General features: G+C 67.2%; 20 protein-coding genes. 8 read left to right on the forward strand and 12 right to left on the reverse strand.

What is annotated here, in order from left to right; all coding sequences use genetic code 11:
• The first annotated feature begins 147 nt into the window (after positions 1-147).
• A complete protein-coding gene (gene car, locus BN2156_RS07925; RefSeq protein ID WP_090512127.1) occupies positions 148-3,639 on the forward strand; it encodes a carboxylic acid reductase in 3,492 nt (1,163 codons plus the stop codon).
• Positions 3,640-3,810: 171 nt separating this feature from the next.
• Positions 3,811-7,281 (forward strand): carboxylic acid reductase, encoded by a 3,471-nt coding sequence (car, locus tag BN2156_RS07930; protein WP_090512129.1) that lies wholly within the window; start codon positions 3,811-3,813, stop codon positions 7,279-7,281.
• Positions 7,282-7,376: 95 nt separating this feature from the next.
• Here car (BN2156_RS07930) and BN2156_RS07935 read toward each other — a convergent pair whose 3' ends face one another.
• The 5 genes from BN2156_RS07935 to ruvC all read right to left on the reverse strand — a co-directional run bounded on the left by BN2156_RS07935 (position 7,377) and on the right by ruvC (position 10,834).
• Positions 7,377-8,138: a MerR family transcriptional regulator gene (locus tag BN2156_RS07935; RefSeq protein ID WP_090515650.1), complete on the reverse strand. Its 762-nt coding sequence runs from the start codon at positions 8,136-8,138 to the stop codon at positions 7,377-7,379.
• A 97-nt stretch (positions 8,139-8,235) separates the two neighbouring features.
• Complete coding sequence (locus BN2156_RS07940) at positions 8,236-8,619, reverse strand: DUF1304 domain-containing protein (RefSeq protein WP_064886600.1); 384 nt, start codon at positions 8,617-8,619, stop codon at positions 8,236-8,238.
• A gap of 5 nt (positions 8,620-8,624) precedes the next feature.
• Positions 8,625-9,680: a Holliday junction branch migration DNA helicase RuvB gene (gene ruvB / locus BN2156_RS07945; protein WP_055113446.1), complete on the reverse strand. Its 1,056-nt coding sequence runs from the start codon at positions 9,678-9,680 to the stop codon at positions 8,625-8,627.
• On the reverse strand, positions 9,681-10,268 hold the full coding sequence (ruvA, locus tag BN2156_RS07950; RefSeq protein WP_064886601.1) for a Holliday junction branch migration protein RuvA: 588 nt from the start codon (positions 10,266-10,268) through the stop codon (positions 9,681-9,683).
• Complete coding sequence (gene ruvC, locus BN2156_RS07955) at positions 10,265-10,834, reverse strand: crossover junction endodeoxyribonuclease RuvC (protein WP_064886602.1); 570 nt, start codon at positions 10,832-10,834, stop codon at positions 10,265-10,267. The genes ruvA and ruvC overlap by 4 nt, the downstream gene beginning before the upstream one ends.
• Positions 10,835-10,928: 94 nt before the next feature.
• Here ruvC and BN2156_RS07960 point away from each other — a divergent pair, with 94 nt between their 5' ends.
• Complete coding sequence (locus tag BN2156_RS07960) at positions 10,929-11,597, forward strand: NAD(P)H-binding protein (RefSeq protein ID WP_090512132.1); 669 nt, start codon at positions 10,929-10,931, stop codon at positions 11,595-11,597.
• Here BN2156_RS07960 and BN2156_RS07965 read toward each other — a convergent pair.
• The 4 genes from BN2156_RS07965 to BN2156_RS07980 form a co-directional block, all read right to left on the reverse strand.
• Positions 11,557-11,958, reverse strand: a complete 402-nt coding sequence (locus BN2156_RS07965) for a hypothetical protein (protein ID WP_090512135.1) — start codon at positions 11,956-11,958, stop codon at positions 11,557-11,559. The two genes, BN2156_RS07960 and BN2156_RS07965, sit on opposite strands and share 41 nt — an antisense overlap.
• A complete protein-coding gene (locus BN2156_RS07970) occupies positions 11,958-12,713 on the reverse strand; it encodes a YebC/PmpR family DNA-binding transcriptional regulator (RefSeq protein WP_090512137.1) in 756 nt (251 codons plus the stop codon). Before BN2156_RS07970 ends, BN2156_RS07965 begins: the two co-directional genes overlap by 1 nt.
• A 77-nt stretch (positions 12,714-12,790) precedes the next feature.
• Positions 12,791-13,114: a hypothetical protein gene (locus BN2156_RS07975; protein WP_090512139.1), complete on the reverse strand. Its 324-nt coding sequence runs from the start codon at positions 13,112-13,114 to the stop codon at positions 12,791-12,793.
• 28 nt (positions 13,115-13,142) lie between these two features.
• Positions 13,143-14,045: an acyl-CoA reductase gene (locus BN2156_RS07980; protein WP_090512142.1), complete on the reverse strand. Its 903-nt coding sequence runs from the start codon at positions 14,043-14,045 to the stop codon at positions 13,143-13,145.
• A 100-nt stretch (positions 14,046-14,145) separates the two neighbouring features.
• Here BN2156_RS07980 and BN2156_RS07985 point away from each other — a divergent pair, with 100 nt between their 5' ends.
• From BN2156_RS07985 to BN2156_RS08005, 5 genes are read left to right on the forward strand one after another with little or no spacing between them, the layout of a single operon-like run.
• A complete protein-coding gene (locus BN2156_RS07985; protein ID WP_235625240.1) occupies positions 14,146-14,784 on the forward strand; it encodes a TetR/AcrR family transcriptional regulator in 639 nt (212 codons plus the stop codon).
• Positions 14,781-16,202, forward strand: a complete 1,422-nt coding sequence (locus tag BN2156_RS07990; protein WP_090512145.1) for an aldehyde dehydrogenase family protein — start codon at positions 14,781-14,783, stop codon at positions 16,200-16,202. The genes BN2156_RS07985 and BN2156_RS07990 overlap by 4 nt, the downstream gene beginning before the upstream one ends.
• Positions 16,203-16,226: 24 nt before the next feature.
• A complete protein-coding gene (locus tag BN2156_RS07995) occupies positions 16,227-16,613 on the forward strand; it encodes a carboxymuconolactone decarboxylase family protein (RefSeq protein ID WP_090512148.1) in 387 nt (128 codons plus the stop codon).
• On the forward strand, positions 16,610-17,500 hold the full coding sequence (locus BN2156_RS08000; RefSeq protein ID WP_210436584.1) for an NAD(P)-dependent oxidoreductase: 891 nt from the start codon (positions 16,610-16,612) through the stop codon (positions 17,498-17,500). The genes BN2156_RS07995 and BN2156_RS08000 overlap by 4 nt, the downstream gene beginning before the upstream one ends.
• The gene (locus BN2156_RS08005) at positions 17,497-18,360 is read left to right on the forward strand and encodes an SDR family NAD(P)-dependent oxidoreductase (protein WP_090512152.1); all 864 of its coding nucleotides are present in this window, start codon (positions 17,497-17,499) and stop codon (positions 18,358-18,360) included. The genes BN2156_RS08000 and BN2156_RS08005 overlap by 4 nt, the downstream gene beginning before the upstream one ends.
• Here the strand turns inward: BN2156_RS08005 and BN2156_RS08010 are convergent.
• From BN2156_RS08010 to tesB, 3 genes are all read right to left on the reverse strand, one after another.
• Positions 18,350-20,239 (reverse strand): glycosyltransferase family 39 protein, encoded by a 1,890-nt coding sequence (locus tag BN2156_RS08010; protein WP_235625241.1) that lies wholly within the window; start codon positions 20,237-20,239, stop codon positions 18,350-18,352. The two genes, BN2156_RS08005 and BN2156_RS08010, sit on opposite strands and share 11 nt — an antisense overlap.
• Before the next feature lie 61 nt (positions 20,240-20,300).
• Positions 20,301-20,882: a pyridoxal 5'-phosphate synthase glutaminase subunit PdxT gene (pdxT, locus tag BN2156_RS08015; protein ID WP_090512154.1), complete on the reverse strand. Its 582-nt coding sequence runs from the start codon at positions 20,880-20,882 to the stop codon at positions 20,301-20,303.
• The gene (gene tesB / locus BN2156_RS08020) at positions 20,879-21,727 is read right to left on the reverse strand and encodes an acyl-CoA thioesterase II (RefSeq protein ID WP_090512157.1); all 849 of its coding nucleotides are present in this window, start codon (positions 21,725-21,727) and stop codon (positions 20,879-20,881) included. Before tesB ends, pdxT begins: the two co-directional genes overlap by 4 nt.
• Positions 21,728-21,736 lie beyond the last annotated feature (9 nt).

Raw genomic sequence — 21,736 nt, forward strand, 5'->3', positions numbered from 1 at the left:
GCCGTACGCCGGAACGGTCAGACTCACAGGACATTGACAGCTGAGAAGCTGGTTTTCCGGAAATAAGTTTAGTTTCACTAACGTAGTAGTTCGATAGCGCAACGTCGCGCCGGTGATTGATTCAGCTATCTGTAAAGAGGGTTTTTGATGTCGTTTGATACTCGTGATGAGCAACTGGCCAGCCGTATCTCCGATCTGACCGCAACCGATCCACAGTTCGCCGCCGCGATTCCCAGCGACACCGTCACCGCCGCCGTCGACGTCCCCGGCCTACTCCTTCCCGAGATCGTCCGGACCGTGTTGCAGGGCTACGCCGAGCGGCCCGCGCTCGGAGAACGCGCCCTGGAATTCGTCGCCGACCCGGCGACCGGGCGCACCACCGCACACCTACTCCCCCGCTTCGACACAATCAGCTACGGCCAGCTCTGGGACCGGGTTCGCGCCCTGGCCGCCACCCTGCACACCTCAGGGGTCGCGGCCGGCGACCGGGTCGCCATCCTCGGTTTCACCAGCGCTGACTACACCGTGATCGACACCGCGCTCAGCCAGATCGGCGCGGTGTCAGTGCCTCTGCAGACCAGCTCCTCGCCCGAGGCGCTGGCGCCGATCGTTACCGAGACCGAACCCCGGGTGATCGCCGCGAGTGTCGACCACCTCGCCGACGCCGTCGAGCTGGCGCTCACCGCCCACGCTCCGGCCCAGCTGGTGGTCTTCGACCATCACCGCGAGATCGATGACCACCGCGACGCGGTGGCATCGGCCATCGAGCGGCTTTCAGCGGCGGGCAGTACCGCCACCGTCGACACCTTGGCCGATCTGCTCGACCTCGGCAGTGAGCTTCCGACGCCTCCGGCCCCGGAAACCGACGGCACCGATCCCCTCGCATTGCTGATCTACACCTCCGGCAGCACCGGCGCCCCCAAGGGCGCGACGTACCTGCAGAGCTCGGTCGCCAAATTCTGGCGGCGCAACAGCAAGGCCTGGCTCGGACCGGTGAGCTCGGCGATCAATCTGAGCTTCATGCCGATGAGCCACGTGATGGGCCGCGGCATCCTCTACGCCTCGCTCGCCGCCGGCGGCACCTGCTATTTCGCGGCCCGCAGCGACCTGTCGACGCTTCTGGAGGACCTCGCCCTGACCCGGCCCACCGAGCTGAATTTCGTTCCGCGCGTGTGGGAGATGATCCACAGCGAGTACCAGAGCCGCGTCGACCACCGCCTGACCGAGGCCGACAAGGACCGCGAGGCGGTCGAGGCCGAGGTGCTGGCCGAGGTGCGGGACAAGGTTCTCGGCGGCCGCTTCGTCGCGGCGATGACCGGCTCGGCACCCATCTCAGCCGAGCTGAAGGCCTGGACCCAGGACATGCTCGGCATCCACCTGCTCGAGGGCTACGGCTCCACCGAGGCCGGAATGGCGCTGTTCGACGGCGTCGTCCAGCGCCCGCCGGTGATCGACTACAAGCTCGTCGACGTGCCGGACCTGGGCTACTTCGGCACCGACCAGCCGCACCCGCGCGGCGAGTTGCTGATCAAGACGGAGAACCTGTTCCCCGGCTACTACAAGCGTCCCGAGGTCACGGCTTCGGTGTTCGACGAGGACGGCTTCTACCGGACCGGCGACGTGGTCGCGGAGATCGGCCCGGACCAGCTGCGCTACGTCGACCGGCGCAACAACGTGCTCAAGCTGGCCCAGGGCGAGTTCGTCACGCTGGCCAAGCTGGAGGCGGTGTTCGGCAACAGCCCTCTGGTGCAGCAGATCTACGTCTACGGCAACAGCTCGCAGCCCTATCTGCTGGCCGTGGTGGTGCCCACCGACGCAGGCGTTTCGAAAGAGGCGATCAGCGAATCCCTGCAGGAGGTGGCCCGCGAGGCCGATCTGCAGTCCTATGAGATCCCGCGCGATTTCATCGTGGAGACAACGCCTTTCAGCCTGGAGAACGGTCTGCTGACGGGCATTCGCAAGCTGGCGTGGCCGAAGTTGAAGGCGCACTACGGTGAGCGGCTCGAGCAGCTGTACACCGATCTGGCCGAGACGCAGGCCGCTGAACTTCGGGAGCTGCGTTCGGCGAGTGCCGACACCCCCGTGCTGGAGACCGTGAGCCGGGCCGCGGGCGCCCTGCTGGGCGCCGCGGCATCAGATCTGGGACCTGACGCCCACTTCACCGATCTGGGTGGAGATTCCTTGTCGGCGTTGACCTTCGGCAATCTGCTGCGGGAGATCTTCGATGTGGACGTGCCGGTGGGCGTGATCGTCAGCCCGGCCACCGACCTGGCCGGCATCGCCGAGTACATCGAATCCCAGCGCAGCGGATCCAAGCGTCCGACCTTCGCGTCGGTGCACGGCAGGCACGCCGCTGAAGTCAGTGCCGCCGACCTCACGCTGGACAAGTTCCTCGATGCGGACACCCTGGCCGCAGCTCCGAGCCTGCCCAAGGCTCCTGCAGAGGTCCGCACCGTTCTGCTGACCGGCGCCACCGGCTTCCTCGGCCGCTACCTGGCGCTGGAATGGCTGGAGCGCATGGACCTGGTCGACGGCAAGGTCATCGCCCTGGTGCGCGCCAAGTCCGACGACGAGGCCCGGGCCCGGCTCGACGCCACCTTCGACAGCGGTGATGCGAAACTTCTTGCGCACTACCAGAATCTGGCCGCCGACCACCTCGAAGTCATCGCCGGCGACAAGGGCGAGGAGAACCTGGGCCTGGATCAGCAGACCTGGCAGCGGCTGGCCGACGAGGTCGACCTGATCGTCGACCCGGCCGCACTGGTCAACCACGTGCTGCCCTACAGCGAGCTGTTCGGGCCCAACGCCCTGGGTACCGCCGAGCTGATCAAGATCGCCCTGACCACCAAGATCAAGCCCTACACCTATGTGTCGACCATCGGCGTGGGCGATCAGATCGAGCCCGGGAAGTTCGTCGAGAACGTCGACGTCCGCCAGATGAGCGCGGTCCGCCAGATCAACGACGGATACGCCAACGGCTACGGCAACAGCAAATGGGCCGGTGAGGTGCTGCTGCGCGAGGCCAACGACCTGTGCGGGCTGCCGGTCGCGGTGTTCCGCTGCGACATGATCCTGGCCGACACCAGCTACTCGGGCCAGCTGAACCTGCCGGACATGTTCACCCGGATGATGCTGAGCCTCGTCGCCAGCGGTATCGCGCCGAAATCCTTCTACGAGCTGGATGCCGACGGGAACCGGCAACGGTCGCACTACGACGGGCTTCCGGTGGAGTTCATCGCCGAGTCGATCTCGACGCTGGGCGGACAGTCCGTCGAGAGCTTCGAGACCTACCACGTGATGAACCCTTACGACGACGGTCTCGGCATGGACGAGTTCGTCGACTGGCTGATCGAGGCCGGCTACCCGATCGAGCGCATCGCGGACTACGGACAGTGGATCCAGCGCTTCGAGAGCACCCTGCGCGCCCTGCCGGACAAGCAGCGCCAGGCCTCGCTGCTGCCCCTGCTGCACAACTACCAGCAGCCCGAGCGGCCGATGCTGGGGGCCCTCGCTCCGACCGACCACTTCCGCGCCGCGGTGCAGGAAGCCAAGATCGGGCCCGACAAGGACATCCCGCATGTCAGCCCGGCAGTGATCGTCAAGTACATCACCAACCTGCAGCAGCTCGGCCTGCTCTAACCCCCCGTGCGCCCGTCCCCCATCGCAGTGGGACGGGCGCACGCCGGGCGTGACCAATCTCGCAGCCACCGGACTGGGATCTCGAAATATAATTAGTTTTACTAACGTAGTAGTTAGTAGGCGCGGCAAATGCGCCGACCATAGTTATTTTGATTTGCTCAGGGGACCGATATGACCACCGAAACACGCGAGGACCGGCTCCAACGCCGCATCGCACACCTGTATGACACCGACGCCCAGTTCGCCGATGCCCGCCCCAGCGACGCCGTCAACGCCGCCGTCGCCCAGCCAGAACTGCGTTTGCCCGCCGTAGTCAAAGGCATCTTCACCGGGTACGCAGACCGGCCCGCCCTCGGGCAGCGCGCGGTCGAGTACGTCACCGACGCCGCCGGCCGCACGTCGGCCCAGCTGCTCCCCCGGTTTGAGACCATCACCTACCGCCAGTTGGGCGACCGCGTCCAAGCGGTGACCAACGCCTGGCACAACCACCCCGTGAAGCCCGGCGACCGCGTCGCCATCCTCGGCTTCACCAGCGTGGACTACACCACCATCGACACCGCGCTCATCGAACTCGGCGCCGTGTCCGTGCCGCTGCAGACCAGCGCCCCGGTCACCACCCTGCGGCCCATCGTCGCCGAGACCGAACCGACCGTGATCGCAGCGAGCATCGACTTCCTCGACGACGCAGTCGAATTGGTGCGCTCCGGACCCGCACCCCGCCGCCTCGTCGTCTTCGACTACCGGCCCCGGGTAGACGCACAGCGCGAAGCCTTCGAGGCTGCCAAGTCCGCGCTCGCCGGCACCGACGTTGTCGTCGAGCCGCTGGCCGACGTCCTGGACCGCGGACGCTCACTGGCCGACGCGCCGCTCTACACCCCGGGTCAGGCCGACCCGCTGACCATGCTGATCTACACCTCCGGCAGCACCGGCACCCCCAAGGGCGCCATGTACCCGGAGAGCAAGGTCGCCAACATGTGGCAGCTCGCGTCGAAGGCCACCTGGGACGAGAACCAGGCCGTACTGCCCGCGATCACCCTCAACTTCATGCCGATGAGCCACGTCATGGGCCGCGGCATCCTCATCGGCACGCTGAGCTCTGGCGGCACCGCATACTTCGCCGCGCGCAGCGACCTGTCGACCTTCCTCGACGATCTCGCCCTCGTGCGGCCGACGCAGCTGAGCTTCGTGCCGCGGATCTGGGACATGCTGTTCCAGGAGTACCAGAGCCGGCTCGACCGTTCCGGCGGCAGTGAGGACGCAGTGCTCGCCGAGGTCCGCGAGGACCTGCTGGGCGGACGATTCGTCTCCGCGATGACCGGTTCCGCGCCGATCTCGGCCGAGATGAAAACGTGGGTCGAGCGGTTGCTCGACATGCACCTGCTGGAGGGCTACGGCTCGACCGAGGCCGGATCGGTCTTCGTCGACGGCCAGATCCAGCGCCCGCCGGTGATCGACTACAAGCTCGTCGACGTCCCGGATCTGGGCTACTTCCGCACCGACCAGCCCCACCCGCGCGGCGAGCTGCTGGTGAAGTCCGAGCAGATGTTCCCCGGGTACTACAAGCGTCCGGAGATCACCGCCGAGATGTTCGACGAGGACGGCTATTACCGCACCGGTGACATCGTGGCCGAACTCGGCCCTGACCATGTCGAGTACCTCGACCGGCGCAACAACGTCCTGAAGCTTTCGCAGGGCGAGTTCGTCACCGTCTCCAAGCTGGAGGCAGTCTTCGGGGACAGCCCGCTGGTGCGCCAGATCTTCATCTACGGCAACAGCGCCCGCTCGTATCTGCTGGCCGTCGTGGTGCCCACCGATCCCACCGCCTCGAAGCAGGCGATCGGCGATTCACTTCAGGAAGCGGCCCGCACCGCCGGGTTGCAGTCGTACGAAGTTCCTCGTGACTTCCTCGTGGAGACGACGCCGTTCAGCCTGGAGAACGGTCTGCTGACCGGTATCCGCAAGCTGGCTCGTCCCAACCTGAAGAGTCACTACGGCGAGCGTTTGGAGGAGCTGTACACCGAACTGGCCGAGGGGCAGGCCAACGAACTGAGCGAGCTGCGGCGCAATGGCGCCCAGGCTCCCGTGCTCGACACCGTGAGCCGGGCCGCAGGCGCCCTGTTGGGTGCTGCGACAACCGATCTCGCACCCGAGGCCCACTTCACCGATCTGGGCGGGGATTCGCTGTCCGCGTTGACCTTCGGAAACCTGCTGCAGGAGATCTTCGACGTCGAGGTGCCCGTGTCGGCCATCGTCAGCCCGGCATCGGATCTTCGGACCATCGCCGAGTACATCGAGGCTCAGCGCTCCGGTACCAATTTGCGGCCGACCTTCACCTCGGTGCACGGTCGCAACGCGACCGAGGTCCATGCGTCCGATCTGACGTTGGACAAGTTCATCGACGCCGCGACGTTGGCCGCCGCACCGGGGCTGCCCGGTCCGGTCAGTGAGATCCGCACCGTACTACTCACCGGCGCAACCGGTTTCCTGGGTCGTTACCTGGCCCTGGAGTGGCTGGAGCGCATGGATCTGGTTGACGGCAAGGTCATCTGCCTCGTGCGCGCAAAGTCCGACGAGGAAGCCCGCGCACGGCTCGACAAGACCTTCGACAGCGGCGATCCCAAGCTGTTGGCGCACTATCGTGAACTGGCCGCCGACCATCTCGAAGTGATCGCCGGCGACAAGGGTGAGGCCGACCTGGGCCTCGACCAGCCCACCTGGCAGCGCCTGGCCGACACCGTCGACTTCATCGTCGACCCGGCCGCGCTGGTCAACCACGTGCTGCCCTACAGCGAACTGTTCGGACCCAACGCGCTTGGCACTGCCGAGCTCATCCGTATCGCGCTCACCACGCGGATCAAGCCGTTCGCTTACGTGTCGACCATCGGCGTGGGCGGCGGTATCGAGCACGGAAAGTTCGTGGAGGACGCTGACATTCGAACCATCAGCCCCACTCGACGTGTCGACGACAGCTACGCCAATGGATACGGCAACAGCAAGTGGGCCGGTGAGGTCCTGCTGCGTGAAGCCCACGATCTGGCCCGCCTGCCGGTGACGGTGTTCCGCTGCGACATGATCCTGGCCGACACCACCTATGCCGGGCAGTTGAACCTGCCGGACATGTTCACCCGCATGATGTTCAGCCTCGTCGCCACCGGTGTCGCGCCGAAGTCCTTCAACCAGCTCGACGCGGACGGCAACCGCCAGCGCTCGCACTACGACGGTCTACCCGTCGAGTTCATCGCCGAGGCCATCTCCACCCTGGGCGCCCATGCCCAGGACGGCTTCGAGACCTACCACGTGATGAACCCGCACGATGACGGCCTCGGCATGGACGAATTCGTCGACTGGCTCGTCGAGGCCGGCTACCCGATCCAGCGCGTGGAGGACTACCAGGAGTGGTTGTCCCGCTTCGAGACCACGCTGCGGGCGTTGCCCGACAAGCAGCGTCAGGCCTCACTGCTGCCGCTGCTGCACAACTACCAGCAGCCCGGCGTGCCGGTCAACGGCGCGATGGCGCCGACCGACGTTTTCCGTGCTGCGGTGCAGGACGCGAAGATCGGCCCCGACAAGGACATCCCGCATGTCACCCGCGAGATCATCGTCAAATACATCAGCGATCTGAAACTGCTCGGGTTGCTGTAACAGACTTCCCCACAAGGGAAGAATCCCCTGAGCGGCCGCGGTCCTTATCCAGGACCGCGGCCAATCAGTATCTGGCGCAGCAAGCCGTTGTCCCGTCAGCGAGCAGCTCGGTCCGCGTTCGCATGAATCGCGTCGCGGCAGAACACCGCCAAGCCCGGAAGCGCGAAAGATTCGTCGTACCTTGCGACGTATGCCGGATCGCTCACGTACATGTCTCCCAGCTTGCGGTGGAATTCGCTCGGGCAGTCGTAGAACCAGCGGTTCACGTGGAGCCGGTGCCGTTCGGCGGCATCCATCGCCGCGTCGGAGTCAGCCGGAAGTCCACTGCGGAAAGCGTCGGACAGAGCCTGCTCGACGGCTTCTCCCTCGGTCTTGATCTGGATCCACTCGTCCTTGCCGTAGGCCTTCGTTCGACGCTGCGACTCCTTCCACTCCGCGGTCTCGCCCCACTTCTGTTCGACCTCGGCCTGATAGTCGTCGAAGTCGTCGCCGAAGAGTTCGCGCATGTCGTCGTCGGTCATGGGGGTGTTCGTCATTGCCTTCTCCAATGCCTGATCGATGGCCTCGACGAGGTCCTTCATCTCGTCGAGACGGGTCATGACGCGTTCGCGCTGACGGACCAGGTGACTGACCTCATCGCCCTCGTTCAGCAGGCTCGCGATCTCGTCAAGCGAGAACTCGAGCCGGCGGTACACGATGATCTGGGACAGCCGCGTGAGGTCGGCCGACGTGTAGACCCGGTATCCCGAGACGCCACGCCGGGACGGGGTCAACAACCCGATCTCGTCGTAGTGGTGAAGTGTCCGGACCGTGATGCGAAATCGCTCAGCCACCTGGCCGACGGTGAGCTCATCCACCGGCAACTCCTGCGTCATGTTGATCAGACTGGCGCCTCACGTCGCGTGAGGGTCAAGTGCTCATGCTCGAACCTATGGGGCCGCGTCTGCGAACGGCCTAGAGCAGGCTGACCGCGAGCAAGACGACCGCGATCAGTGGGAACGCGCCCTGGGTGATGGCTGCCCGCGCCTTGTCCGGCGAACTGGTCAGCAGCACTGCGGCGGCGGCCAACATGGAACCCACCCCGGCGAACACCAGGGCAGCTCCAACTGCGTTATGCCCCATGCCAACCGCGACGATGCCGACCACGGTGACGATCGCCAGGAACAGGTTGTAGAAGCCCTGGTTGAACGCCAGCTCCTTGGTGGCCTGGGCTTCCTCCTCGCTGATACCGAAGGTCGCACGGGTCCGCGGTGAAGTCCAGGTCAGCGACTCCATGACGAAGATGTAGACATGCAGGGCCGCGGCGAGCGCGGCGAACACCAGACCGGCGATAACCATGCCGCCTATTCAAACAGCCCCGGCTGTCCCAGTCCGGTAACCGGCGGTTGCATACCCAGATGAGTCCACGCCAGCGGCGTGGCCACCCGGCCCCGCGGTGTGCGGGCCACCATGCCGGCGCGCACCAGGAAGGGTTCGCAAACTTCCTCGACGGTGGAGGCCTCCTCGCCGACGGCCACCGCCAGCGTCGACACCCCGACCGGTCCACCGCCGAAACTGCGGGTGAGGGCCGACAGCACTGCACGGTCCAGGCGATCGAGCCCGAGTTCGTCGACGTCGTAGACCTCGAGCGCGGCCTTGGCGATGTCGCGGGTGATCACCCCGTCGGCGCGAACCTCGGCGTAGTCCCGGACCCGGCGCAGCAGCCGGTTGGCGATACGCGGTGTACCGCGGGAGCGCCGGGCGATCTCGGTACCGGCCTCGCGACCCAACTCGATGCCGAGGATGCCTGCCGACCGGGCCAGCACCCGCTCGAGTTCGACCGGCTCGTAGAAATCCATGTGCGCGGTGAACCCGAAGCGGTCCCGCAGGGGGCCGGTCAGCGCACCGGACCGGGTGGTGGCCCCCACCAGCGTGAAGGGCGCGACCTCGAGCGGGATCGACGTGGCGCCAGGGCCTTTGCCGACCACCACGTCGACGCGGAAGTCCTCCATCGCCAGGTACAGCATTTCCTCGGCCGGCCGGGCGATGCGGTGGATCTCGTCGATGAACAGCACGTCGTGCTCGACGAGGTTGGACAGCATCGCCGCCAGGTCACCGGCGCGCTCGAGCGCGGGGCCCGAGGTGAGCCGCAGCGACGAGCCCAGCTCGGCCGCGATGATCATCGCCAGCGAGGTCTTGCCCAGCCCGGGCGGGCCGGACAGCAGGATGTGATCCGGTGTGCCACCGCGATTCTTGGCGCCCTCGAGGACCAGCTGTAGCTGTTCCCGTACCCGGGGCTGACCGATGAACTCTCCGAGGGAGCGCGGTCGCAGGCTGGCGTCGATGTCGCCCTCGCCGACCGTCAGCGCCGGCGAGACCTCCCGCTCGTCAGGTTCCTCGGTGTCGTCGAAACGGCCCATTTACTTCTTACCCAACATGGACAGCGCGGCCCGCAGCGCGGAAGACGTGGTGGCCTCGGGGTCGTTGGCCAGCACCTTGTCGGTGGCCTCCTCCGCCTGCTTGGCGGCAAAGCCAAGTCCGACAAGGGCTTCCACCACAGGAGCGCGCACCGCGTGGCCGATCGCCCCACCGATGGCCCCTGGGGTGACCGGACCGATCTTGTCCCGCAGCTCCAGCACCATGCGTTCGGCACCGCGCTTGCCGATACCGGGAACCCGGGTCAGCGCGGTCACATCGCCGTCGGCCAGCGCCTGCCGCAGGGCCTGCGGGTCATAGACCGCCAATGTCGCCAAGGCGATCTTGGGGCCCACGCCGGAGACGCCGAGCAGTGTCAGGAACAGGTCGCGGGCGTCGCCGTCGGCGAACCCGTAGAGCGTCATCGAATCCTCGCGCACGATCATCGCGGTGATCAGCCGCGATTCGGTGCCACGGCGCAGGTTGGCCAGCGTCGAGGGCGTGGCCATCACCTTGTAGCCGACACCGGCGGCCTCGATCACGGCATGGTCGAGCGCGATGTCGATGACCTCGCCGCGCACCGAGGCGATCATGTCCGGGCCGCCTTCGCGGTGGCCTTCAGCCGGGCCTGGTACTTGCGGCGTTGTTCGGCCGCCATGGCCTCGGCGGCGGCCATGCGCTCGATCATCGGGGCGCGCCAGCAGTGGCAGATGGCAAGGGCCAGCGCGTCGGCGGCGTCCGCCGGAGACGGCTTGGCTTGCAGCGCAAGAATTCTGGTGATCATCTCGGTGACCTGAGCCTTGTCGGCACGACCGTTTCCGGTAACTGCCGCTTTGACTTCCGAGGGGGTGTGGAAGTGCACCTCGATGTCGCGCCGAGCCGCTGCCAGGGCGATCACTCCGCCGGCCTGGGCGGTACCCATCACCGTCGACACGTTCTGTTGTGCGAAGACGCGCTCGATCGCGATCACGTCGGGCCGGTGGGTGTCCATCCAGTACTCGGCAACGTTGCTGATCTCCAGCAGCCGCTTCTGCAACGGTGCGTCAGCCGGGGTGCGGACCACGTCCACATCGAGGGCGGTAACCTGCCGGCCCTTGCCGCTCTCCACCACGGACAGGCCGCAGCGCGTCAACCCGGGATCCACTCCCATCACCCGCACACGAACCCCTTCGTCAGAACATCTGTTCGAGAGCCTAGCGTGAGCCGGCAGCAGCCCGCCGCAGGGACACGCTCACATCCGTAGGGTCGGAGCCATGCGTGTAGTGATAGCCGGCGGCCACGGCAAGATCGCCCTGATCCTCGAGCAGTTGTTGTCCGACCGCGGCGACGAGGTGGCCGGGCTCATCCGCAATGCCGCCCAGGCCGACGACCTGCAGGCCGCCGGAGCCGAGGCCATAGTGCTCGATCTGGAGCAGGCGACGGTGCAACAGGTCGCCGATGCGCTGCGCGGTGCCCACGCGGTGGTGTTCGCCGCCGGCGCGGGACCCGGCAGCGGCGCGGCCCGCAAGCAGACCGTGGACCGCGACGCCGCGATCCTGCTGGCCGATGCCGCCGAGGCCGCGGGGGTGAGCCGCTACGTGATGGTCTCGGCCCTGGCCGCCGATGACCGGTCGCTCGACGCCGACTACGACGAGGTGTTCCTGGCCTACATGCGGGCCAAATCGGAGGCCGACGCCGACGTGCGGGCCCGCAGCGGGCTGCGCACCACGATCGTGCGGCCCGGCGGGCTCACCGATGAACCCGGCACCGGGCACGTGAAGGTCGCCGAGTCGACCGGGCGCGGCACGATTCCGCGCGCGGATGTCGCGCGCGTGCTGCTGGCCGTCCTGCACGAGCCGGAGACCGCCGGACGGACCTTCGAGGTGGTCTCCGGCGACACGCCTATCGACGCAGCGCTGCGCCCGACGCAATCACCGTCTTGAGGTGATCGATGCGGGCGCTGGTCGCCGACCAACCGCGGACGGCCTCCTCGGCGACGATCTTGTGGTCACGGCGCACGACGATGATCCACGGCGTGCCGAACACCGAACGGGCCAGCACCCACAGCGGCAGCAGGAGCAGCAACAACAGGAACTCAGCGGCCACCAGCAGCGTGAGCAGCAGCACGGGGATCAACAGCACCAGCAGCGCGACGTTGAGCACGATGCCGATGATGTCGTCACCATCGGTGAACGACGCGTCGCCAAAACCCCAGTCGTCAGGCATCTTTCGGCGCGGACGCCACGGCAGCCAACGCCGGCGCACGGTCCATTTGACGCCCTCAGGGTCGAGGACGCTCGCCACTACTCCTCGTCGAGCTGCGCGGCGACATCGTCAGGGATGTCGATGTTGGTGTAGACCTCTTGCACGTCGTCGCTGTCCTCCAGCGCGTCGACGAGCTTGAGGACCTTGCGCGCACCCTCCAGGTCGACCGGCACGCTGACCGAGGGCTGGAAGCTGGCCTCGGCCGAGTCGTAGTCGATGCCGGCCTCCTGCAGCGCGGTGCGCACCGCAACCAGGTCGGTGGGCTCGGAGATGATCTCGAAGGAGTCGCCGAGATCGTTGACCTCCTCGGCACCGGCCTCCAGCACCGCCATCAGTACGTCGTCTTCGGTCAGGCCGTTCTTCTCCAGCGTCACCACACCCTTGCGGGAGAACAGGTAGGCAACCGAGCCGGGATCGGCCATGTTGCCACCGTTGCGGGTCATCGCGACGCGAACTTCACCGGCTGCGCGGTTGCGGTTGTCGGTCAGGCATTCGATGAGGACCGCGACGCCGTTGGGGCCGTAGCCCTCGTAGGTGATGTTCTGCCAGTCGGCGCCGCCGGCCTCTTCACCGCCGCCGCGCTTGCGGGCGCGTTCGATGTTGTCGTTGGGTACCGAGCTCTTCTTGGCCTTCTGGATGGCGTCGTAGAGGGTGGGGTTACCGGCCGGGTCTCCCCCGCCGACACGCGCCGCGACCTCGATGTTCTTGATCAACTTGGCGAACATCTTGCCGCGCTTGGCGTCGATGACGGCCTTCTTGTGCTTGGTGGTGGCCCACTTGGAATGGCCGCTCATGCAGGTACGCCCCTTTTCCGGTTAAAACTCCGGCTCTCCAGTCTACGGGTCCGGTCCTGCCGCACCCGATACGACGCCTACAGTGCCTGCAGCAAGACCAACGTCGTAGCCGCCGCGGCGCCGCACAGCACCGGCCAGTACCAGATGTGCCAATGCCGCCAATGCCCGATCGCCATGCCGATCGGGGCGAGCACCACGGTCCCGAGGGTGAGCATTGCCCATCCCGCCACGGTCCCGGCCTCGTCGGCCTGTTCGGGCACCGCCCCACTGAAGCCCACGGGAAAGATCGCGGCGAACGCCAGCAACACGGCGATCAGGCCCACCAGGGCCCATACGGCCCAGCTCATCACCGACTCGACGACACCCGGCCGCCGAACCGACGTTGGCGACGACGCATACATGCACGGAGCGTACGCCGACACAGCGGCATTACCGGGTAGCTACCGGCAGCGCGGCGTTGGCGTCCGCGGTGAGGATGTCGTCATCCCCCATCCAGTGCACGAATCGCGCCAGCGGGTACATGGCGTCGTGCGGCCCACCGGCGACATGTCCGTTGGCGGTGCCCACCCGGCACACCCGCTGAGCGCCCGCACCGGCCAGCGCGTCACGCAACTGGGGCTTGCGCGCATAGGGGTAGACGCCGATTGTCTGGGTCGCGACGTTCACGTGACGGACCGCGTCATCGAGAGACCCCACCATCACCACGTTGGAGACCTTGTTCGACGGGTGGAACTCCACCGGTTCGTCCCACAGCAGCACGACGCCGCGGCCGTCGAAGCGCCCGAACACCTCAAGCTCGTCGCCCATCGCACCCATCACCTCGATCTCGTCGCGGATGTCGGTGGGCGGGAGCGGCGCCACCGCCGAGCCGAACAACCGCTCGGCCCCCAGGCGTGGCAACAGGGCGGCGCAGAACCGGCGGGCCTCGGCGCGGTCGGTCGTTTCCAGGAACACGAAGCGGCTCGCCAGGCACGCCTCCTGGTTGAAGACGCAGGTGTCGGCCGCGACCCGCTCGGCCACGTCGGCGACGGTCTCGTCGGAGGCAAACACCTCGCGCCCGATCATCGAGATCGATGACTTGGGATCGAACGACACCAGTTGGATACCGGGGCCGAGGTATTTGATGACGTTGTTTATCGCCGGGCCGCCGCCCCAGGCCACGATCTTGTCGAAGTACTGCGGTCGGTAGAGCGTCCGTTCGATCGCCTCGTCACCGCCGGCCCAGTACACCGCCGACATCGACTGCACCACGGGGTGATCCGGGTCGATCGCGGCCATGGTGCGCAGCACCGCCACGGTCGTGAAGGGATCCGAGGACGGCATCTTGAACATCGACTGCCTCGAGCTGCATTTCCAGCAGGTCCATGGCCTCTCCTCGGAAGAGTTCGGATTAATAGCACCTAGTTCGTTTCATTACCGCTACTGTGGCCCCGTGGACCGACTTCGTCAAGTGGGCCGCCCCACCCGGGAGCAGGCCGCGCAGCGTCACATCGAGTTGCTCGACTGCGCGCTGGAGGTGTTCCTGTCCAACGGATTTGAGCGTTCTACCATCGACGGAATCGCCGCGGCCGCAGGCATGGCGAAGCGCACGATCTACGGGCTCTACCCCGACAAGGCCGCCCTGTTCGAAGCCGCCGTACAGCGCGCCGTTGACCGCTGGCTGGTGCCCTTGGAGACATTGCAGGCCGCCGAAACCGACGATCTGGAAGAGACCCTGCTCGCCGTCGCCCGGATCAGGCTGGACAGCTACACCAGCGAGGCCGGCGTCGCGCTGCAGCGCATCCTGAATGCCGAGGGCTACCGGTTCCCCAACCTCTACCGGCTGGCGTACGACCAGGGCACCGTGCCGGCGCTGCGGTTCATCGCCGACCTGCTGCGACGGCACGCCGCGGCCGGCGCCATCGAGGTCGAGGACCCCGAAGTCCTCGGCGGCGCCTTCCTGTCCATGACCGTAGGCGGACCGGCCACCGGGGCCCTGTGGGGCGTGGTCTGGGATGCCGACGTGCTCGACCAGCGCATGCGGACCTGCGTGCGCCTGTTCCTCGACGGAGTGAGGCCGCGAAATCCATGACTACCCAATCCTTCATCGACGGCGCCTCGGTGCCATCGCCGACGCAGTACGACAACATCGACCCCGCCACGGGCCGGTCCATCGGTGCGGTGGCGCGCGGTGGCGCCGACGAGGTCGACCAGGCGGTCGCCGCTGCGCGCCGCGCATACGCTCGATGGCGCAAGACGGCACCGGCTCAGCGGTCCGACGCGCTCGGTGCGATCGCCGATGTCATCGACGGGCACCGGGAACGGCTGGCACTGCTGGAGTGCGAGGACACCGGCAAGCCGTTGAGCCAGGCGCGCACCGACATCATCGTGGCCGCCCGGTATTTCCGGTTCTACGCCCACGCCATCGACAGCTACTACGGCCAGTCCATTCCGTTGGGCGAAGACCTGCACGTCTACACCCGGCGTGAGCCGCTGGGCGTCACCGGTCACATCATCGCCTGGAACTACCCCATGCAGCTGCTGTCGCGGGCGGTGGCACCGGCCATCGCCGCGGGCAACACCGTGGTGGTCAAGCCGGCCGATGAAACACCGCGCACCGCAACCGAACTCGCACGGCTCGCGATCGAGGCCGGACTGCCGGCCGGCGTCGTCAACGTGGTGACCGGTATCGGCGCCGAGGCCGGTGCGGCCCTGGCCGCCAACCCGGGAGTGGACGCGCTCGGATTCATCGGATCCACCCGGATCGGCTCGGAGATCGCCCACGCCGCCGCGGAACGCGTGGTTCCCGTCGTGCTGGAGCTGGGCGGCAAGTCCCCGCAGATCGTCTTCGCCGATGCCGACCTGCCCCGCGCGGCCGACTTCATCACCAAGGCGATCCTGCAGAACGCCGGCCAGACCTGCTCGGCCGGATCACGATTACTCGTCGAGGCGGTCGTCCACGACGAACTGCTGGACCTCGTTCTCGAGCGGTTCCGGCGGGTCAGCATCGGCCCCGGGATCGCCGATCGCGAACTGGGTCCGCTGATCTCCCGCAAGCAGCAGCAGCGCGTGACCGGCCTGGTGTCGGGCAACGCCACCGGTGAGATCCTGTGCGGTGGTGGGCCACCGGAGGACGACGAGCTCGGCGACGGCGCCTACTTCTCGCCCACCGTGATCGACGCCGTCGACCCGGCCTCGGAGATCGCCCAACAGGAGATCTTCGGACCGGTATTGACCGTCAACAGCTTTCACGACGAGCAGGAGGCGGTCGAGCTGGCCAACGGAACGGAATACGCACTGCTGGCAGCACTGTGGACGCGGGACCTGTCCCGGGCGCACCGGCTGGCCGCCGACGTCCTCGCCGGTCAGGTGTACGTCAACACCTACGGCGCCGGAGGCGGGGTCGAGCTGCCGTTCGGCGGATTCAAGAAGTCCGGGTACGGCCGCGAGAAAGGTTATGAGGCATTGGATGCCGTGACGGCCACCAAAACCGTCGTGGTCGCCCTGTGATCGACGAAAAACCGAGAGGACGAGATGGATCAGGACACGTACGACAAGGGATTGGCGATCCGCACCGCGGTACTCGGAGAGGAGTATGTCCGCAAGGCCGCCGGCAACGTCGACGCATTCTCCAAGCCGCTGCAGGATCTGGTCACCGAATACTGCTGGGGCGCAGTGTGGGGTCGTGACGGCCTGGAGCTGAAGACCCGCAGCATGTTGAATCTGGCGATGATCGCGGTGCTCAACCGTCCGACCGAGTTGGGCACACACATCCGCGGCGCGCTGACCAATGGCGTCACCCGCGAGGAGATCTGCGAGATCTTCCTGCAGGTCGGCATCTACGCGGGCATCCCGGCCGCGGTCGACAGCAACCGGGCGGCCCGCGCCGTATTCACCGAAATCGACGAGGAGCGTCAGTGAACCCCGGGATCGGCTTCATCGGGCTGGGCAACATGGGGTGGCCGATGATGGATCGGCTGCTGACGGCGGGATTTCCGGTGGTGGCGTTCGACGTCCGCGATGACGTGCTGGCAAAGGCGACGGCATTGGGAGCTCAACCGGCCGGGTCGGTGCGTGACGTGGCCGACCGCGCCGAGACGATACTGGCCAGTCTGCCCACGCCACAGATCTCCGAGTCCGTCGTCGCCGACGTCGCGGCCGGATCCCGGGTCCGGCGATACGTCGACGTCTCGACGGTGGGCGGGCAGGCCGCACAGCGCAATCACGCGGCTCTCGGCGCCCGTGGCATCGCCGCGCTGGACGCCCCGGTAAGCGGCGGAATGCACGGTGCGCAGGCCGGCACCCTGGCGATCATGGTGTCGGGCCCGCGCGCTGAATTCGATTCGCTGGCCCCGATTTTCGAGGTGCTCGGCCGGGCGATCTTCGTCTCCGAACGGCCCGGCGCCGCACAGACCATGAAGCTGATCAACAACCTGATGGCCGCCACCACACTGGCCGCGACCGCCGAGGTGATGGTGATGGGCGTCAAGGCCGGGTTGAGCGCCGACGTGATGATCGACGTGCTCAACGCCGGGTCCGGTGGCACGCATGCCAGCCGCGACAAGTTCCCGCGGGCGGTACTCCCCCGCACCTTCGACTACGGCTTCGCCACCGGGCTGATGGCCAAAGACGTGCGGCTCTACCTGGAGGAGGCGAGCAGCCTGGGCCTGCCGGTGCAGATAGCCGAGACCGTGCAACGGATCTGGGAGGAGACGCTGCGTGTGGAGGGCCCCGAATCCGACTTCACCTCCGTGGTCAAGCCGATGGAGAAGGCCGCGGGCGTGGTCGTCGATGGAGAACACCGATGAGCATGCGGGGCAAGACCGCTGTGATCACCGGAGCCTCGTCAGGTTTGGGCCGCGAATCGGCCAGGGCGCTGGCGGCGATGGATGCTCACGTGGTGTTGGCGGCCCGCAATGCCGACGCCCTCGGACAGACCCGCGACTGGATACGTGCCGAGGTGCCAGGGGCACAGGTGTCCAGCGTGATCATCGATCTCGCCAGCCTGGCCAGTGTCCGCGCGGCCGCGCCGCAGATCGCCGCCCTGGCTCCGGCGATCGACGTGTTGCTCAACAATGCCGGGGTGATGTTCACCCCGTTCGGCCACACCCAGGACGGCTTCGAAACACAGTTCGGGACAAACCATCTGGGCCACTTCGCGCTGACCGAGCTGCTGGGACCGCAGTTCGGCGAGGGCACCCGCATCGTGAACCTGTCCTCGGACGGGCACCGTCTCGGTGACATCGACCTCGACGACCCCAACTGGCAGCGGCGCGACTATGACAAGTTCGCCGCGTACGGCGCGGCCAAGACCGCCAACATCCTCCACGTCGTCGCGCTCGATCGGCGGTTGCGCGACCGGGGTGTCCGTGCGTTCGCCGTGCATCCCGGCATGGTGGCCACCAACCTCGCCCGGCACATGTCGCGCGAGGACGTGATCGCCGTCAGCGGGCAGGCGCGCGCGCGTTCCGTCGAGGTGCTGACCCCCGAGCAGGGCGCGGCCACCCAGGTATGGGCGGCGGTCAGCACCGAACTCGACGGCAGCGGTGGTCTGTACCTGGCGGACTGCGCGGTGCGCACGGACGTCGCGCCCTATGCCACAGATCCATACAGAGCCGAAAGGCTTTGGGAGATCTCACGATCCCTGTGTTTGGCGTTCATCTCCTGAGTGGCGCGCGCAGGTCGTACACCGTGTCCGGGCCCACCTTGGTCGAGGCGAAGTTCGCTTTCACCCAGTCGGTGATGTCGGTGTGGGAATTCCTGAAGAAGTCGCCGTGGGCGCCTCCTTTGGACTCCGGGAGGATGTAGTAGGTGATCTGGCGGTCGGCGACATAATTCTGGAACTGCTCCAGCGTCGGGGCCGGATCGGTTCCGGTGAAGCCGCCGATCGCCATTACCGCCGTGTCGGTGGACAATTCGAGGCCGGATGCCGCCCCGGACCGATTGATGGCGGCCGACCAGGTGGTGTCGGCCGCCCGCAGCATGGCATCCACTTCGGGGTTGTCGGAGTTCCAGCCGTGCCCGTGGTCGTCGTCGGGATCGGCCGGTCCGACCGTGGGGCCGCCCCCGGTGTGCGGCTGCCCCAACGTGGCCACGGTGTAGGCCGTCGTTCCGGCCAGGCCCCCGATCAGCGCGAGCGCCAGCGCGACCGTCGCCGTTGCGCGGTGTCCGTTCCGCAGCGCCCACAGCAGGGCGACGGCGGCCGCGACGGCCACCACCAGGATCGCCCAACGTAGCGGCGGAAACCACGACGCGTTGCGACCCAGGATCCAGAAGCTCCACCCCGCGGTGCCCACAAGCATGGTGGTCAAACCGATCTGGCCCAGCCGGTCGTCGCGCCGGCGCCACATCTCGGCGACACCGATCGCGAACATCGCCGCCAGCGCCGGCGCCAGCGACAGGCAGTAGTACGGGTGGACCATGCTCTTCATGAAACTGAGCACCAGCCCGTCGATCAGCAGCCAACTGCCGAACAGGATGGCGCCGGCGCGGACGAGGTCGGTCCGCCGCCTGCGGCCGCGCGACACCAACACCAGCACCATGGCGAGCAGACCCGCCGGCAGCAGCCAGCCGATCTCGAAGCCGAACTCACCGGTGAACAACCGCGGCAGGCCGTGGGACTGGTTGCCGAACACGCCGCCGTGCGGCGCGGACCCCGGAAGCCCGGCCACCTCGGCCGCGGTGACCGGACCCCGGTTCATCTGGTTGTGCCCGAGAACCCGGCCGAATCCGTTGTAGCCCAACACCAGATTCATGAAGTTGTTGTCGGTGGACCCGGCGAGATAGGGCCGCGAGGAGGCGGGCCACACCATGGTGAGGACCACGAACCACCCGGCCGAGACGACAAATGCCGCCAGCGAGCCGGCCAGGTGCAGCAGGCGCCGGCCCATCGGGACGGCCGCGGCGATGAGATACACCAGGGCGATGGCCGGCATGGCCATCAGGCCTTCGAGCATCTTGGCCAGGAACGCGAAGCCCAGTGCCACCCCGGTCAGCATCAGCCAGCGGGCACCGGATCCCTGCAGGGCACGGACCGTGCAGTAGGCCGCGGCCGTCATGAGCAGCACCATCGCGGCGTCGGGATTGTTGAACCGGAACATCAACGCCGCCACCGGAGTCAGGGCCAGGACGGCGCCGGAGAGCAGGGCCGCCCGCGGACCGCTGATGCGGCGGACCGCACCGTAGAGCAGCGCGACCGAACCGACGGCCATCAGCGCTTCGGGAATGAGCATGCTGGCGCTGCTGAACCCGAACAGCTGACCGGACAGGCCCATCACCCATTGCGACACCGGCGGCTTGTCCACCGTGATGAAGTTGGCCGGATCCAGCGATCCGAAGAGCAACGCCTTCCAGTTCAGCGACCCGGACTGCACGGACGCCGCGTAGAACTGGTTGCCCATGCCGTTGGTGGTGATGTTCCACAGGTAGGCCACGGCGGTGGCAGCCAGCAGAGTGGGCAGCGCCAGGCGCTCACGAGGGATCCGCGGAGTGCTTCCCGGGCCTTCGATGGCGGGCTCGGCGGAGGCGTCCTCCAACGTCGTCGTCACACGACCATTAAGTCGGCGCCGCCTTTGTCTGAGCTATGTATCCGCCGTGGGTTCGCTGGACTCAGAGCGATTCGACGAACAACTTGTGGATGCGGCGGTCCCCGGTCATCTCCGGATGGAAGGACGTTGCCAGCATCGAGCCCTGGCGCACCGCGACGATGTGATCGGCGGCGCGGGCCAACACCTTGACACCGGCACCGACCCGCTCGACCCACGGTGCCCGGATGAACACGGCATGCACCGGGGTATTGAGGCCCTCGAAGTCGATGTCCCCCTCGAAGGAATCGACCTGGCGACCAAAGGCATTGCGCCGCACGGTCATATCGATGCCTTTCAACGGGACCGCCGCGCGCCCCTCAACGCCGGCATCTACGATCTCGCCGGCCAGCAGGATCATGCCGGCGCACGAGCCGTAACACGGCAACCCCGCGGCGATGCGTGCCCGCAGCGGTTCGAGCAGGTCGAATTCGCGCAGCAGGTGACTCATCGCCGTGGATTCCCCGCCGGGGATCACCAGGGCATCGACCGCGTCGAGTTCGGACAGGCGCCGCACGGTGCCTGCCTCTGCCCCTGCCTCTCGCAGCGCAGCCAGATGCTCGCGGGTGTCGCCCTGCAGTGCGAGCACCCCGACCCGGGGACTCACGAGCCCTCGGGCGGAGTGAAGTTGCGCTGATAGCGCGTCAGGCCCTCCTGCATCACCGCGGCCACCATCTCGCCATAGCGGTTGAAGATCTTGCCCTGGGTCAGCGAACGCCCGCCGCAGGCCGAAGGCGAAGACTGGTCGTAGAGCAGCCATTCGTCGGCGCGGAACGGCCGCATGAACCACATCGCGTGGTCCAGCGACGCCACCATCAGATGCTTGCGCACGTCGAGGTGGTTGACCTGGGCCGAGCCGAGCAGGGTCAGATCGCTCATGTAGGCCAGCGCGCAGATGTGCAGCACGTGATCGTCGGGCAGCGGGTCCCGGTGGCGGAACCACACCTGTTGCTGAGAGGCCTTGCCGGGCAGCCGAGCCACCTTGCTCCGCGGCACGATCCGGACGTCCCACTCGTCGAACTGGGCGAACCCGGCGTCGTCGAACGCTCCCCCGGACCGGAACCCGGGCAGATCGTCGGGCCCGGGGGCGTCGGGCATGGCGTCCTGATGTTCGATGCCGGTCTGGTCGCTCTGGAAGGACGCCGACATCGTGAAGATCGTTTCGCCGTGCTGGATCGCGCTCACCCGGCGGGTGCAGAACGAGCCGCCGTCCCGGATGCGCTCGACGGTGTACACCGACGGCGCCCGGGCATCGCCCGGTCGCAGGAAGTAGCCGTGCAGCGAGTGCACCTGAAACGCCGGCTCCACGGTGCGCACCGCCGACACCAGCGACTGACCGGCCACGTGGCCGCCGAAGGTCCGCTGCAGGAAACCCGACTCCGGGCTGAACACCCCACCGCGATAGATGTTGACCTCGAGCTGTTCCAGATCGAGGATCTCTTCAATCGCCATTCGAGATGT

The organism is Mycolicibacterium neworleansense (assembly GCF_001245615.1).
GTDB lineage: Bacteria > Actinomycetota > Actinomycetes > Mycobacteriales > Mycobacteriaceae > Mycobacterium > Mycobacterium neworleansense.